Genomic DNA, 14,446 nt, shown 5'->3' with positions numbered 1-14,446 from the left:
TCTAGCCCTTGTTCTCTTATTTGTGATAGATAAAAACAAAAATACCACTCTGCGATAAGAGTGGTATTCAAAAATTCATATCTGAAAGTGAGTGCTTGCTATAGACGATTAACTCGTGTTGGTAAGAACACCTCACCCAACATGCATCGCACCGAACCACCACCAATATCTTCAATCGTTTTCACGTTAAATGGTAGCAACTTACCGTGTGTTGAAAGTTGCGCCAACTGAGCTGGAGAAAACGCATCGTAAGCCGATTGAGACATCGCGATCACCTTGTCGCCATTCACTGTTTCCAGTTGTAGGATATTTCCGCAGAAACGGTTCATCTGATCAATTGAAATAGAGATAACCTGCTTATCTTTAGCAAGTGATTTCACCACAAAACGGCGCTCAAACTCTGGGATCACTTCATCACAGATCACGCAGAAATTATCACCAATCGCCATCATCACATTGGTGTGGTAGATCGGCTGACCAGACGGCAGTGCTGTTTGGAATGACACCACGCGAGAATAACCAATGCGCTTTGCATAGTCTTCTAACACTTCACGGTCACAACGCTGAGAAAGCGCCGCGTAGATGGTCTTATTGATATGGTCGATCACCATCACGCCCGTGCTCTCTAGATAAGAACCTTGAGCAATGTAAGACTCTAGAGACTCACTGTGATTTACAATGCGACCAGACGCTTCAAGTGCTTCAATAAGGGCATTTGGTTTAACTTCATTTTGACGGTTTTCACACGCCATAGGGAACGTAAATAAGCTTCCGTCGCCACAGGTGCTAAACCAGTTATTAGGGAAAACCGCATCTGGCGTTTCCACACCAAGTTCTGGGTAATCAAACTCTACAACTTGCACACCTTCTTTACGCAACGAAGCGACCATCGCCTTAAATTCAGCCATGGTTTCTAATTTTACTTCAGCTTCGGTCAGATTAACTCTGTTCTGAAACTCATTATCTTGTGCCGTTTCTTCATTAAATTTAAATTCTTTTGGCGGCACCATAACAACGCAATTGGCGTTTTGAACATTCGTAATGTGAAGTGATTTTTTGTGTAGGTTTAACATCTCAACCGTCCCTATCTTTTATTTACCTCAGAATTGTAAACAACTTGTTACGACAAGATTCACTGAAAAGAATAATGATTTGAATATTTATCCCAAACAATTCCTGCAAAACTCAGTTTATTCGGTAATTTTTACTGCAAGATAACAGCACATCAGAAAGAACCAACAGTTTGCATATGAGATACAGAATTTGCTGAATAAATATCCAAGCTTCATTCTCTAGCTTGCTGCGGGTTTAGGTTACAATTCAATCCATTTAGCGTTAGGATTATCACCGTTGCATAACAATCAATTACGTTTGAAATAAGCTTAACTTTTCCTGTCCGATTCAATCTAAAATACGCGTCATGAAAGACACGCTTTGGACCTTTCCTGCGACATCGCTTAAACAACGTATTAGTGTTAAACGAACGCGTGAACCAAGTTTTTCAACCAAGCGCTTAAACCAAAATCCATCGAATGGCTTAATGCTTATAAGAACGAATTGGCGCTTATATAATTTCAAGCTAAGACGGCAAATTTCAAACCGAACCTATAAAAACAAAGCTACACAGACGATGCAGTTGCTAATCGATGCATTCGTTTATAAAGGGAAATCTATGTACAAAAAATTTGAAGGCTTTACTGAAGCCTTTCCAAAGGGAGAGCCGATACAACCTCCTACTGGAATACTGGCATTTTGCCGCCATTACACTCGAGGTTTTGAAAAACCGTTAATCCTGCTCGGACTAATGAGCATGACCATCGCGATCATCGAAGTCGCGTTGTTCGGTTACATGGGCCAACTGGTTGATTGGCTATCAACCAGCAACCCAGAAACCTTCTTAGCAGATAACCAATCCACACTAATGGGACTTGGTGTTCTGTTATTGGTCGTGATGCCGATCTTGATCAGTGTTTACTCGCTTTTGCTTCACCAAACCTTGCTGGGCAACTACCCGATGTCGATTCGTTGGTTGGCGCACCGCTATCTTTTGAAGCAGAGCTTATCGTTCTATCAAGATGATTTTGCCGGACGTGTTGCCACTAAAGTGATGCAAACATCGCTAGCGGTGCGTGAAACCGTAACCAAAATGGTTGATGTGTTTGTTTACGTGACGGTTTACTTCACCGCGATGTTGTTCATGCTCGCTGAATCAGATTGGCGTTTGATGGCTCCAATGCTGATTTGGTTGTTCGTTTATATCGGTATCCAACTGCACTTCGTACCAAAGCTGAAAGACGTATCATCAGAACAAGCCGATGCGCGCTCGTTAATGACAGGTCGTATTGTCGATAGTTACACCAACATCGCGACGGTGAAACTGTTCTCACACAGTAAAAGAGAAACCGAATACGCCGAAGAGGGCATGGAAGGCTTCCTTGATACTGTGCACCGCCAAATGCGCTTGGTAACCGGCTTCAACATCTGTGTTGAGTTCGCTAACTATCTATTGGTGTTCAGCATTGCTGGTATCTCTATCTACTTATGGCTAGATAGCGCAATCACCGTGGGTGCAATTGCGATTGCAGTGAGCTTGGCTCTGCGTATTAACGGCATGTCGAAATGGATCATGTGGGAAATCGGTGGTCTGTTTGAAAACCTAGGTACTGTGATTGATGGTATTAAAACGCTGTCTAAACCTATCGCTATCGAAGACAAGAAAGACGCTGAGCCACTTAAGGTTCCACAAGGCGGCATCAACTTCGACAACGTCAGCTTTAACTACGGCGAGAATAAGGGCGTGATCAACAACCTTAATCTCAACATTAAGCCTGGTGAAAAAGTGGGCTTAGTCGGCCGTTCAGGTGCAGGTAAATCAACCTTGGTTAACTTGCTACTGCGTTTCCATGACGTAGAAAGCGGTCGCATCCTGATTGACGATCAAGAGATATCAACAGTGACGCAAGACTCGCTGCGCAGCAACATCGGTATGGTGACCCAAGATACTTCATTGTTACACCGTTCGATCAAAGACAACATTCTTTACGGTCGACCTGAAGCATCAGATGAAGAGGTTTACGCAGCCACCAAACAGGCGCACGCACATGAGTTTATCGAAACCCTCACCGACCCGTTTGGCAACGTTGGTTACGATGCTCAAGTGGGTGAAAGAGGCGTTAAGCTTTCTGGTGGTCAGCGTCAACGTGTCGCTATCTCACGTGTTCTTTTGAAAAATGCGCCACTACTGGTTCTGGATGAAGCGACGTCTGCCCTCGATTCTGAGGTAGAAGCGGCAATCCAAGAGAGCTTGATTGAGCTAATGGAAGGTAAGACGGTTATCGCGATTGCACACCGCCTGTCGACCATTGCTGCGATGGACCGCCTGATCGTGCTTGATGAAGGCAATATCGTCGAAGAAGGCACGCACCAAGAGCTGATTAACCAAAATGGTATCTACGCACAGTTGTGGAATCACCAAACGGGTGGCTTCATTGCGGATGATCTTGAGCAGACAACCAGCGCTTAATTTTTGTGCTATTTTAAAAGTGCGGCGTAATTCACACCAATTTGTTAATTAACGGTAAATTACACGTAGCAGAATGTTATGTCGTAATTATATAATGACGTTAACACCAAAAACGCCTCGCTTGCGCGTTCTGGAATAAGGCTAGACTTCGGGGGGAGGCTAGCCTTTCTTATGCCCCTAGATCAGCAATATTTCCCACCTGTTACGTAAACTTCATCGATCCTTTTGTTTTTTTCTTGGCGATTTTTTCTTAAAATGCGCGCAGTATTCTTTCTAGAGATCAACCATGAACAAAAGTGTCTTAACTAACGTTATCGCGTTAGCGCTGCTTGCTGGCGGCTATGCGACAACAAACCAATACTTGCTTTATGCAGGCCTATTCGCATTTTCTGGTGCCATCACCAACTGGCTTGCGATTCACATGTTGTTCGAGAAAGTACCCGGCCTATACGGTTCAGGCGTTATTCCAGCACGCTTTGAAGAGTTCAAAGCAGCCATCAAACAATTGATGATGGAACAGTTCTTTACTGAAAGTAACATCGACCGCTTCCTAAGCAGCGAGATGTCTGGCGGCCAATCACTGAACCTAGAGCCTGTGATTAAGAAGATCGACTTTAACCCTGCATTCGATTCACTGGTCCATGTCATCGAGAACTCTCAATTTGGTGGCATGTTGGCAATGTTTGGCGGTACAGAAGCGCTAGAGCCAATGAAAGCGCCGTTTGTTGAGAAGATGCAAGAGTCTGTGATCGAAATCAGCAAGAGCGATTCGGTAAAAAATGCCATCAAGGAAGAGCTAGAATCTCCGGCGATGATGGACGAAATCAAAGAGAACATTGAAGCGATCATCGATCAACGCTTGAATGAACTGACACCAAAGCTTGTAAAAGAAATGGTTCAAACCATGATCAAGAAGCACCTTGGCTGGCTTGTGGTTTGGGGCGGTGTATTCGGTGGTGTGATTGGCTTAATCTCTGCGGCAATTACGCTGTAAGCGGCTTAGCGACAACCAATTTATCTGATTGCCTTGCTCTGGCACTCAACAAAAAATGGAAGCTCATTAGCTTCCATTTTTTATATCTAAACAAACACGTTTGAAGTAAAAGCAGTACTCTATTTTAAGGTTGCCAACAACTCAGGGTTAACACCAAAGCCCTTCTTGTGTTCCTCAATGACTACTTCACTGCGGGTCTGAATCACGCCAGGCAGCGTACCCAGCTTAGTGGCCATAAACGCTTGGTATGCCTTCATGTCTTTCACTCGAACCTTGATCATGGTGTCGAAGTCTCCCGACAGTGAATAACACTCTTCCACCTCGGGCATCATTTCAACGGCTTGGGCAAACTTATCAAAAATCGAAAAGCTGGTCTGATCGAGACGAATATGGATAAAGACTTGAACATCGAGTCCCAACTTTTCTGAACACAGCTCAGCATGGTAGCCCGTTATGTAGCCCTCTTTTTCCAATCGCTTGAGTCTATCAGAGCAAGGAGACGTCGTTAGGTTAACCTGCTTGGCCAACTCAACCACGGGTAAACGCCCTTTCATGTGCAGAATTCTTAGTATCTCTTTATCGATACGATCGAGTTGATGCTGAGACATAACATTCCTTAAACATTCTAAATTCGGCTCAGTATATTCCATACTAAGAGCAATCGAAGAAAACCCCGCTCACACATTTAAAAACTAAATGCACAAGTGACATTCACACCAAATATAAATCCACACAAATCGATAACAACCCTTATAAATCAAACTCTAGCTATTAACAAATTATTATAGAAATGACCCGATAAACAAATAAGTTGAGCCAGAAACGAAAGAAAGGATATATGGCAAAGTGAATAATAGAATTATCAAAGAGAAAGGATGACTCTATTATGAAAACGCAAGAACTCGCATATAAGCCTTACGGTATTGGTTCATGGACACACGTAACGGTATCAAAAGATGTTGCTCAAGCACTAGCAAGTGAATACTCAAACTATGGATGGGAAGTGAAGGTTGATGGCAATGCCATTGAAACTGAGCTTGCACTCAAGGCTGCCTAGAAACGCAAAAACCTCCTAACACGGAGGTTTTTTGAATCAAGTTAGTAAGCACTTACTATGAGTTAGGCTAGGCCAACTTGGGGAACAGTACTTCCAGTTTCGCAACGACAATTGCACGTGCGGCAGAAGTGCTGAGTTTCCATATCGTAGTACAGGTTTCCACTAAATAGCTTTGACGTCCATTGCATCATACGGCCAGACGCTGTCTCGGGCTCTGATTCACAACGTTTCATTATAGACTTATGTAGTGTTGTTTTTTTACATCCTTTGCAATAGAGATCAGGCATACCTTTGTCCTATAGGTCTTTAGTGGTTACTGACAATTGACACATCATGTCCAATTCGGTTCCACAATTCACCGAGCTAATGACAAAAGTGAGCGCCAAGTTCAAAAAATAGCCACTTTTCTATTTTATTTTTTGACATCAAACGCCATCAACAAGGCAGATCTTTCATTTCTCGCTCAAGATCCTTCGCTTTCGATTTACATTGTAAAACCCCATAAAGACACATCTTCAGCTCGATCCACCAGCAAACTTCCACGCAAAAAAAGCGGCACCTCCACAATGAAAGCACCGCTTTATAACGTCATTTCTGGTTCAATTTAACTCAAACTTAGAAGCCAAATTTACCGTTGTCATTTTTCCACTCTGAACGTGCAGGAATGGTTTCGATGGTGTCCCAGTGCTCCACAATCTTGCCGTTATCAACACGGAATAGATCATAAAATGCTACGTGGTTATTCATAAACTGGCCTTCGCTGATCGACAGCACAAAGTTACCTTGGCCTAAGATCTTGTGGTTAGCGGTATAAACCATTGGCATTCCTGCTTCAGCTAACGCTCCCAAAGCTTCACCTAAACCGCTTAGACCATCGGCCACACGAGGATTGTGCTGAAGGTAAGCGCTGTCTTCGTTATCGATGTACTGATTAATCTTCGACATGTCACCGCCGATCAAGATGTCTTTTACAAAGCCACCGACAAGCTGTTTATTTTGATCCGTTTTCTCGAGATCTACGACTTTAGTCGTACCGTCTAATTGAGTGCGACCACTTGCGTTTGGCTTAGCGATCTCTTGCAAGTTATCCCAGTGCTCAACAATCAGTCCATCTTCAAAACGGAATACATCGAAGCCGACTTTAGGGCCGAAGAAGTTGTATTCAGTGTGTGTTACTACGAAGTCACCGTCTTGAAATGAGCGCTTAACTTGTGCCTTTGCAGAACCAGCTGGGAGCATTTGCAACACTTCCCCAAAACCAGCTAAGCCATCGCCGACCGCTAGATTGTGTTGGATGTACTTCTCAGGGTTAATATAGCTCACCGCTTTAGCATCGCCCGTTTCAATGCTTGAAATGACTGCGACACCTTTCTCTTGAATAGACAGCTCTTGAGCAGCCACAGAGCCTCTAACAACAGAAGCAGCAAGTACGCCAGCAGTTAGTAGTGTTGATTTGAATGTGTTGGTTATTGTTTTCATTATTAAGTCCTCTCGTTGGCTTGGAAACTATATTAGTCAACGAGAGAGGCTCGCGGCAGAGTGTATTTAGGCAGAAAAATGGTAGATATCGAACCTTGACGTAGACATGTTCAATCGCAGCTATTCGGTAAGAGACGGTTTGGAATATTTTTTTTGAAACTCACTCGGTGTCATTTGGGTATGATTTTTAAAGTATTTAACGAAATTACTCGCGTCTTCAAACCCAAAATCCAATGCCATCTTTTGTGAGGTAATGTTGCTCACCACCAGCTGGCGCTTCATCTCTAATACAGTGAAAGAGTCAATGATCTGCTTTGCTGTTAGCCCAGTTGCGACCTTGCACACCTGATTCAGTGTCTTGTAGGTGGTACTAATTTGATTGGCGTACCAGTTTGCATCACGAACGTGCAGGTAGTTGTTTTGAAGCAATTCAAAGTAGCGGGCAAACTTAATGTTCTGCTGCAAACTCAAGGCGTCTTGCTTCACTTCCGGCCGCAGGCGGTGAAGAATCAGCGCCAATGCCGAGAACAGATACATCACAATCAAAGGATCGGGGTCTGGCTGATTCAGCTCTAGCGTAATTTGTTGTAGCAGGCTCTGTGTGCGATCTTGATGAAGTTCGTCTAATGGCAGTAATGCAGAGTGAGCCTTGTTCAAGTGGGTTGGCGTGTAGTTCGGCAGCTTCATATTAGCGTGAACGCTGTCGAGAAATGCTTGAGTAAAAATAACCGCCGTTCCTTGCGGCTTATTACTAAAATCAAAGGCGTGTACTTGCTCTCTTTGAATGAACAACACACACCCTTGGCTGAAAGGATAGTCTTGGAAATCGACCATGTGCGTCCCAGAGCCTTGCTCAATAAACAGAATCAAGAAGAAGCTAACACGATGTGGCAATTGAGGGTCATGGTCGATATTGCCATCAGAATAGAGTCGAGACAGCGGGATCAGCTCCAATTCTGCCTGCGCCGTTTTTTCATGATTAAAGCCAATGTTCGGGATCGCTTGGGGCACTTCTCTCTTCCTGTTCGTTTACTGCTTTACTCTAGCAACTGTAATGTATCCCTTCGAAAACGGAAATCTCTAAGACTTAGAAGTTTGACTTGAGATTGACGCTGTCAGGCGTATTGGAATGTGTTCTATACACTCCAGACAAGCGCGATTAGAATATTCGGCTATCTGACGTTCTTATTGAATTAAAGCTCTCTCCACCAATGAGGTTGAACATGCTCACTGTCACTCAAATTGCCAAGGCCTACAACATATCTCGCACCACCATTCTCTATTATGAGCGTGCAGGGTTGCTTCTGCCTCACAGCCGTTCAGACAATGGTTATCGTTGGTATGGCGACAAAGAACAGGCTCGTCTAGAAAGTATTATCTCGTACCGATCGTTTGGTCTATCAATACAAGAGATCACAGCGCTGCTTGATCGCAAAGACGATGTGAAACAAGAACAGACCTTAGTCAATCAGTTCAACGCGTTGGAAAAAGAGATTCAAAACCTTCGCCAACAACAAAAAGCGATTGTCATGCTATTGGAACAACCAGAGTTGTTAGAACAGAAACTGCTTACCAAAGACCGCTGGGTACGTGTGATGGAGAACGCAGGGTTCAACGAAGAAGACATGAAGAACTGGCATAAGCAGTTTGAGAAGATGGAGCCAACCGCTCACCAAGAGTTTTTAGAGTCTTTGAATATCGACCAAGATGAGGTCAAAAGCATTAGGGAGTGGTCAAAAAAATAGAGCCACCGAAGTGACTCTATTGTTCTTTGTTCATATATTTTGCTAATTCATTGGTATTTTTACAATGTAAATTAGTCTAGCTCAACAAGATTCTTCTCGAACTCAGCGTGTTGCTTCTTAACTTCGTCTTCTGGCTCGCCAGTGATTAGGCTCACGATAACGATAGAGATAGTCGATAGGATGATTCCCGGTACGATTTCGTAAACATCGAACCAACCGCCCGTGAACTGTTTCCAAAGTACGATAGTCACACCACCAACCACGATACCCGCTAGAGCGCCGTTACGGTTCATACGAGACCAGTACAGGCTCAATACGATAGCTGGACCAAATGCAGCACCGAAACCTGCCCATGCGTAAGATACAAGGCCAAGTACTGAACTGTCTGGTGTCATCGCTAGCACAAGTGCAATAAGAGAGATTAGGATTACCGCGAAGCGACCTACACGAACGATCTCTTCAGACGTCGCATCTTTCTTAAGTACTTGCTTGTATAGATCTTCTGCTAGTGCAGATGAAGATACCAATAGCTGTGAATCCGCAGTACTCATGATTGCCGCTAGGATTGCAGCAAGTAGGATACCTGCGATTACTGGGTGGAACATCGCGTTCACAAGAAGCATGAAGATCTTCTCGCCATCGTCTAGCTTAGGAGCACCAGAATTAGTCACGTAGATTAGACCGACAAGACCCACTAGCATTGCACCAACCATAGACAGTGCAGACCATACCACCGCGATACGACGCGCTGTTGTTAGGTCTTTATTGCTACGTGTTGCTTTGAAACGAGCAAGGATATGTGGCTGACCGAAGTAACCTAGACCCCATGCCGCTAGCGAGATGATCGCGATAGCAGAAAGTGGTTCACCTTTCGCATCATTCCATAGCGTTAGAAGCTCTGGGTTGATGTTGTGTAGGTCAGTAGACAGTTGACCAAGGCCACCGTTCATTGCTGCGATTGGTACAATCAATAGCGCAGCTGACATCAACAGACCTTGAACCAAGTCAGTCCAAGATACTGCAAGGAAACCACCAAACAGGGTGTACGAAACCACACATACTGTGCCGATAATTACCGCTGTTGTGTAATCTAGGCCAAATACCGTTTCAAACAATTTACCACCCGCTACCAAGCCTGAACTTGTGTAGAAAAGGAAGAATAAAAGGATAAAGAAAGCAGAAATTGTTTGGATCAGCTTAGAGTTATCATTGAAGCGACGAGATAGGAACTCAGGCAACGTCAGTGATTCAGTTGTAATACTGTAAGTACGCAGACGCTTAGCACTGATTAACCAGTTAGCCCAAGTACCAACAAGCAGGCCACCTGCAAGCCAGAATGCTTCAAAGCCAGCAGCGTAAGCGTAACCTGGTAGGCCAAGTAGCAACCAACCACTCATGTCTGATGCACCAGCAGAAAGTGCAGCAGGCCATGGACCTAACGAACGACCACCTAGGAAGTAGTCAGTTGAGTTAGATGTACGTTTGTAAGCAATAACACCGATTGCCAGCATCATAATTAGATACGCAATGAACGTCGTCGTTATTGCAAAACTGTTTTCTATCATTTGATAGTCCTCATTTTGTAGAAAGCCTTCCATGCCTAATTCAATGCAAAGCACTCACCGTAAAGGCAAGCAAATGCATTGAGTTAGGTATTCAGGCTCCAAAGCACTATGAGTTAATTCCAAAGATGGAGAAAACCAAAATGGAAAAATCCAAAAGTGTTTAGAGCCAGTATTACTGAAGGTTAGTGAGCTTCGCTTCCAAGTTCGAGCAAGGTCGCGTTACCGCCCACGGCTGTTATATTTATAGTTCGCGTACGCTCGGTAATGAAGCGCAGCGATAGGTGTGGATCATTAGCAACATTCATTGCCGTTAGATCCGTTTCAGCTACTAAACCGACGATTGCACCGTCACGCTTAGCAAGTTGTAAATTGATAGCTTGAGCCGTTTGTGAATTACCCACGTAACCCGCACTACGTACATCGCAAGACAGCAGCTGTTGAGCAGCGTCATACGAGGCAACCTGTACCAAGTTAGTTGGTAGATTCGCTTGTTTCGCGGCGTCAGCAATTAAGGTATTGAACTGCACGTCATCACTGCACAATTGAACGCTGTTACCTGCCAATAGTGCAGCAGTAATCATTGCCGTTGCGGTTTGCAGCGCTGGCACTTTCTCTTCGCAATCATCAACAATTACCAAAGCCACACCACGACCTGCAGCATACAGCTCATTGGTTTCGCCCGTAGGACCCGCCATTAGGTGATGCTCAGAAAGCAGTGCAGACGCTTGCTCTAAATGATAAGTCGCCACTGCTGCCAAAGGCGCAGACTGACTTTCGATCTCTGATTTGAATGAAAGTACCTGAGCACTCTTATGATCAAAGTCGGTAAGATTCCATTGTTCCCACGCTAGCAAAGCATCAGAAAAACCTGTCACTTGATGAACCATGATACTGCTCCTTATGCCTTGTCTTGTGATTGAGAAAACTGAACATCAGTAAAGCGATATAGGTAGTGAGGACCACCCGCTTTAGGACCTGTACCCGACAAGCCTTGACCACCAAATGGTTGAACACCAACAACAGCGCCCACTTGGTCACGGTTGATATAGCAGTTACCCACACGAACGTGTTTTTCGATCCAACGGTAAGTTGTTTCGTTACGGCTGTGGATACCCATGGTTAAACCAAAACCGGTTTGGTTAATTTGGTCTACCACTTGCGCTAACTCACTCGCCTTGAAGCGAACGATGTGTAGCACAGGGCCAAACTGTTCTTCTTTCAAACAGCTGATGTCATCAATTTCAAAAGCACTTGGTGGAACAAAATCACCATGTTCACAATCCGTACCTAGAGAAAATTGAGCCACCTTCTTCTGGGTATTGGTCATGTTTTCTAGGTGCGTCATCAACTTCTGTTTCGCATTCTCATCGATAACAGGGCCAACATCCGTTTTGTGTAGATGTGGAATACCAACACTCAGCTCGTCCATTGCACCGTGAATCAATGCAATAACGCGGTCTGCAATGTCTTCTTGGATGTAAAGCACACGCAGTGCAGAACAACGTTGACCAGCTGAAGCGAATGCAGAACGAATCACATCACGAACCACCTGCTCAGGCAATGCGGTACTGTCGACGATCATTGCATTTTGGCCACCGGTTTCCGCGATAAACGGAACTGGCTTAGCGTTACGGCTTGCCAATGACACATTGATGCGTTGTGCTGTTGGGGTTGAACCCGTAAAGGCTACGCCCGCAATCGCATCGTGGCTGGTTAGCGCACTGCCGATCTCAGCACCACGACCAGGTAGAAGTTGAATCGTGCCAGCAGGGAAACCCGCTTCATTCATCAGTTCAACGGCGCGAGCTGCAATCAAGCTTGTTTGTTCAGCAGGTTTCGCCACAACCGTGTTACCCGCGACGAGTGCCGCTGTAATTTGGCCAAGGAAGATAGCGAGAGGGAAGTTCCAAGGGCTGATACAAACGAACACACCACGACCTTGTCGTGAAGCGATTCGAGTTTGGCCGTCAAAACCTTTTAGTTCGAAACCTTGTAGGTTGTCTGCTTGTTTTGCGTAGTAACGACAGAAGTCGACCGCTTCACGCACTTCATCAACGCTATCGTGAATCGTCTTACCCGCTTCTTGATGACAAATCGCCACCAGCTCAGCAAGGTTGTCTTCCATCAGATCAGCCAGCTTCTCAAGCGCAGCCGCTTTGGTTTCAACCGAAGTTGCGTTCCAATCAGCGAATGCCGCATCTGCGCCAGTGATCGCTGCGGAAACATGATCAAGGTTAGCGAAAGCCACCTGACCCACGTTAATGCGACGATCGTAAGGTGCAGTGACTTGTTCAACGTTCTGATCAGCCTTGATCATGCTTTCGGCAAGAGATTCACCGTTGATCACAGGGCCTGCAGTCCATTGATTGTTAAGGAAAGACTTAACCTGCTCTTCAAATTGATGAGCTTCACTTTCGATATCAATGTTCACACCGTAAGAGTTCTTACGCTCAGGGAATACCGCTGGAGGTAGAGGAATCTTAGTGTTGTTCAGCGTATCGAACGCCAGAAGCATATCGACTGGGTGTTGTGTTAGCTCTGCCACAGGGCAACGAGCATCAACCAAACGGTGTACAAACGAGCTGTTTGCGCCGTTCTCTAGCAAGCGACGTACTAGGTATGGCAGTAGATCTTTATGGCTACCAACTGGTGCGTAAATACGTACCGACTGTTGGTAAGCTTCCATCGCATGGTTGTAAAGAGAGTCACCCATGCCGTGTAAGCGTTGGAATTCAAAGTCTTTATGGTCAGTCATCACTGCAATTGCAGAAACGGTGTGAGCATTGTGGCTCGCAAACTGCGGGAAGATATTGCCACGAACACTTGGGCTCAATAGGTAACGCGCACAAGCAAGGTAAGCTACATCTGTCGCTTCTTTACGTGTGTAAACTGGGTAATCTGTGAAACCAGCCTGTTGTGACCATTTGATCTCGCTGTCCCAGTACGCGCCTTTCACCAAGCGAAGCGGGATTAGATCACCCTGCTCTTTCGCTAGGCGGTTTAGCCAAACCAGAACCGGAAGCGCACGTTTTGAGTAAGCTTGAATAACCAGACCAAATTTACCCCAACCTTTCACAAGGTCAGTGCGGTACAGTTTTTCGAATAATTTAAGAGATAGCTCTAGGCGATCCGCTTCTTCAGCATCAATCGTAATTGCAACATCAAGCTCGACAGCGCGGCGCAGTAGTTGCTCTAGTGTGTCGCACAGTTCATTTAGAACACGGTCTTCGTTCGCCACTTCATAACGTGGGTGAAGTGCAGAAAGCTTGATAGAAACAGACGGTGCTGGGCTCGATTTTGAAGAGACGTATGTGTCTCGACCTACGGCTTCAATCGCCATTAGGTAATCTTTGAAGTATTTGTTTGCGTCTGCAGTGGTCAGCGCCGCTTCACCTAGCATGTCGTATGAGTAGGTAAAACCTTTATCACGCATAGACTTACCGTTCTTCTGCGCTTCAGCAATGCTGCGACCAAGAACGAATTGGTGACCCATCACCTTCATTGCTTGGTGCATCGCTTTACGAATCACCGGCTCAGAAAGCTTGTTCACCAAACGGTTAACCGCTTGACCTGCACTCTGCTCTTTAGATGAAAGTCCAACCACCTTGCCCGTTAGCATCAAGCCCCAAGTGGATGCGTTAACAAACACCGAATCAGAATTCTTAAGGTGAGACTTCCAATCCGCAACGCTCAGCTTGTCGCGAATCAGCGCATCAGCCGTTGCTGAATCAGGAATACGCATCAAGGCTTCCGCCAGACACATCAGCAAGATGCCCTCTTGAGTATCTAAGCTGTATTCAAGCAACAGTGCATCGATCATCTGGATAGAAGTCTTATCCGCACGGATAGCTTCGATCAATGATGTCGTTTTCTCTGTGATTTGCTGCTTTTCAGACTCAGAAGGGGTAGCTAGTGGCAGAAGTTGCTCTAGCCATTGGGTTTCATCCACCATATATAATGGTGAGATAAGCGACCATAGATCAGCAAGCGACTGCTCGTTGAATTCTGGCTTTAACACATCAGTAGCTGTAAACATGCGTTTTCCTTAATCTCACACCCGGAATTGCCCGGGGATCTCTACAA

11 protein-coding genes are annotated in these 14,446 nt (G+C 45.1%); 4 read left to right on the top strand and 7 right to left on the bottom strand.

The genetic code is table 11. The features are described from left to right. Nucleotides 1–98: 98 nt before the first annotated feature. The gene (locus OCV12_RS17855; RefSeq protein WP_017067108.1) at nt 99–1,073 is read right to left on the bottom strand and encodes an arginine deiminase-related protein; all 975 of its coding nucleotides are present in this window, start codon (nt 1,071–1,073) and stop codon (nt 99–101) included. A 599-nt stretch (nt 1,074–1,672) separates the two neighbouring features. Between OCV12_RS17855 and OCV12_RS17850 the strand changes: the two genes are divergently transcribed. Both OCV12_RS17850 and OCV12_RS17845 read left to right on the top strand, forming a co-directional pair. Continuing rightward, nucleotides 1,673–3,523 (top strand): ABC transporter ATP-binding protein, encoded by a 1,851-nt coding sequence (locus tag OCV12_RS17850; RefSeq protein ID WP_261886748.1) that lies wholly within the window; start codon nt 1,673–1,675, stop codon nt 3,521–3,523. A 286-nt stretch (nt 3,524–3,809) separates the two neighbouring features. Further along, nucleotides 3,810–4,517 (top strand): DUF445 family protein, encoded by a 708-nt coding sequence (locus OCV12_RS17845; RefSeq protein ID WP_239849284.1) that lies wholly within the window; start codon nt 3,810–3,812, stop codon nt 4,515–4,517. Between the two features lie 119 nt (nt 4,518–4,636). On the opposite strand, the gene OCV12_RS17840 is transcribed toward OCV12_RS17845, so the two are convergent. Continuing rightward, the gene (locus OCV12_RS17840) at nt 4,637–5,125 is read right to left on the bottom strand and encodes an Lrp/AsnC family transcriptional regulator (RefSeq protein ID WP_004732526.1); all 489 of its coding nucleotides are present in this window, start codon (nt 5,123–5,125) and stop codon (nt 4,637–4,639) included. Between the two features lie 278 nt (nt 5,126–5,403). Between OCV12_RS17840 and OCV12_RS17835 the strand changes: the two genes are divergently transcribed. Next, nucleotides 5,404–5,574: a hypothetical protein gene (locus OCV12_RS17835; RefSeq protein ID WP_017632012.1), complete on the top strand. Its 171-nt coding sequence runs from the start codon at nt 5,404–5,406 to the stop codon at nt 5,572–5,574. A gap of 615 nt (nt 5,575–6,189) precedes the next feature. Here OCV12_RS17835 and OCV12_RS17825 read toward each other — a convergent pair. Then, nucleotides 6,190–7,053: a nuclear transport factor 2 family protein gene (locus tag OCV12_RS17825; protein ID WP_261886747.1), complete on the bottom strand. Its 864-nt coding sequence runs from the start codon at nt 7,051–7,053 to the stop codon at nt 6,190–6,192. Nucleotides 7,054–7,173: 120 nt separating this feature from the next. Further along, nucleotides 7,174–8,064, bottom strand: a complete 891-nt coding sequence (locus OCV12_RS17820; protein ID WP_261886746.1) for a helix-turn-helix domain-containing protein — start codon at nt 8,062–8,064, stop codon at nt 7,174–7,176. 212 nt (nt 8,065–8,276) lie between these two features. Here OCV12_RS17820 and OCV12_RS17815 point away from each other — a divergent pair, with 212 nt between their 5' ends. Beyond that, on the top strand, nt 8,277–8,798 hold the full coding sequence (locus OCV12_RS17815) for a MerR family transcriptional regulator (protein ID WP_176679089.1): 522 nt from the start codon (nt 8,277–8,279) through the stop codon (nt 8,796–8,798). Nucleotides 8,799–8,869: 71 nt separating this feature from the next. On the opposite strand, the gene putP is transcribed toward OCV12_RS17815, so the two are convergent. The 3 genes from putP to putA all read right to left on the bottom strand — a co-directional run bounded on the left by putP (nt 8,870) and on the right by putA (nt 14,399). Then, a complete protein-coding gene (gene putP / locus OCV12_RS17810; protein ID WP_017632008.1) occupies nt 8,870–10,396 on the bottom strand; it encodes a sodium/proline symporter PutP in 1,527 nt (508 codons plus the stop codon). Nucleotides 10,397–10,545: 149 nt separating this feature from the next. Next, nucleotides 10,546–11,250 carry a 1-pyrroline-5-carboxylate dehydrogenase gene (locus OCV12_RS17805; RefSeq protein WP_123305772.1) on the bottom strand — a complete coding sequence of 235 codons (705 nt, stop codon included), beginning with the start codon at nt 11,248–11,250 and terminating at the stop codon, nt 10,546–10,548. Nucleotides 11,251–11,261: 11 nt separating this feature from the next. Beyond that, nucleotides 11,262–14,399, bottom strand: coding sequence for a bifunctional proline dehydrogenase/L-glutamate gamma-semialdehyde dehydrogenase PutA (gene putA, locus OCV12_RS17800; protein WP_261886745.1), 3,138 nt, complete (start codon nt 14,397–14,399; stop codon nt 11,262–11,264). Nucleotides 14,400–14,446: the final 47 nt, after the last annotated feature.

The organism is Vibrio pomeroyi, assembly GCF_024347595.1.
Taxonomy (GTDB): domain Bacteria; phylum Pseudomonadota; class Gammaproteobacteria; order Enterobacterales; family Vibrionaceae; genus Vibrio; species Vibrio pomeroyi.
This window is presented reverse-complemented; position numbering and strand designations above follow the sequence as displayed.

Coding starts and splice junctions, on each gene's coding strand:
- OCV12_RS17855 (WP_017067108.1), bottom strand. CDS start 1,073: ATGTTAAACCTACACAAAAAATCACTTCACATTACGAATGTTCAAAAC.
- OCV12_RS17825 (WP_261886747.1), bottom strand. CDS start 7,053: ATGAAAACAATAACCAACACATTCAAATCAACACTACTAACTGCTGGC.
- OCV12_RS17835 (WP_017632012.1), top strand. CDS start 5,404: ATGAAAACGCAAGAACTCGCATATAAGCCTTACGGTATTGGTTCATGG.
- putA (WP_261886745.1), bottom strand. CDS start 14,399: ATGTTTACAGCTACTGATGTGTTAAAGCCAGAATTCAACGAGCAGTCG.
- OCV12_RS17850 (WP_261886748.1), top strand. CDS start 1,673: ATGTACAAAAAATTTGAAGGCTTTACTGAAGCCTTTCCAAAGGGAGAG.
- OCV12_RS17845 (WP_239849284.1), top strand. CDS start 3,810: ATGAACAAAAGTGTCTTAACTAACGTTATCGCGTTAGCGCTGCTTGCT.
- putP (WP_017632008.1), bottom strand. CDS start 10,396: ATGGAAGGCTTTCTACAAAATGAGGACTATCAAATGATAGAAAACAGT.
- OCV12_RS17805 (WP_123305772.1), bottom strand. CDS start 11,250: ATGGTTCATCAAGTGACAGGTTTTTCTGATGCTTTGCTAGCGTGGGAA.
- OCV12_RS17840 (WP_004732526.1), bottom strand. CDS start 5,125: ATGTCTCAGCATCAACTCGATCGTATCGATAAAGAGATACTAAGAATT.
- OCV12_RS17815 (WP_176679089.1), top strand. CDS start 8,277: ATGCTCACTGTCACTCAAATTGCCAAGGCCTACAACATATCTCGCACC.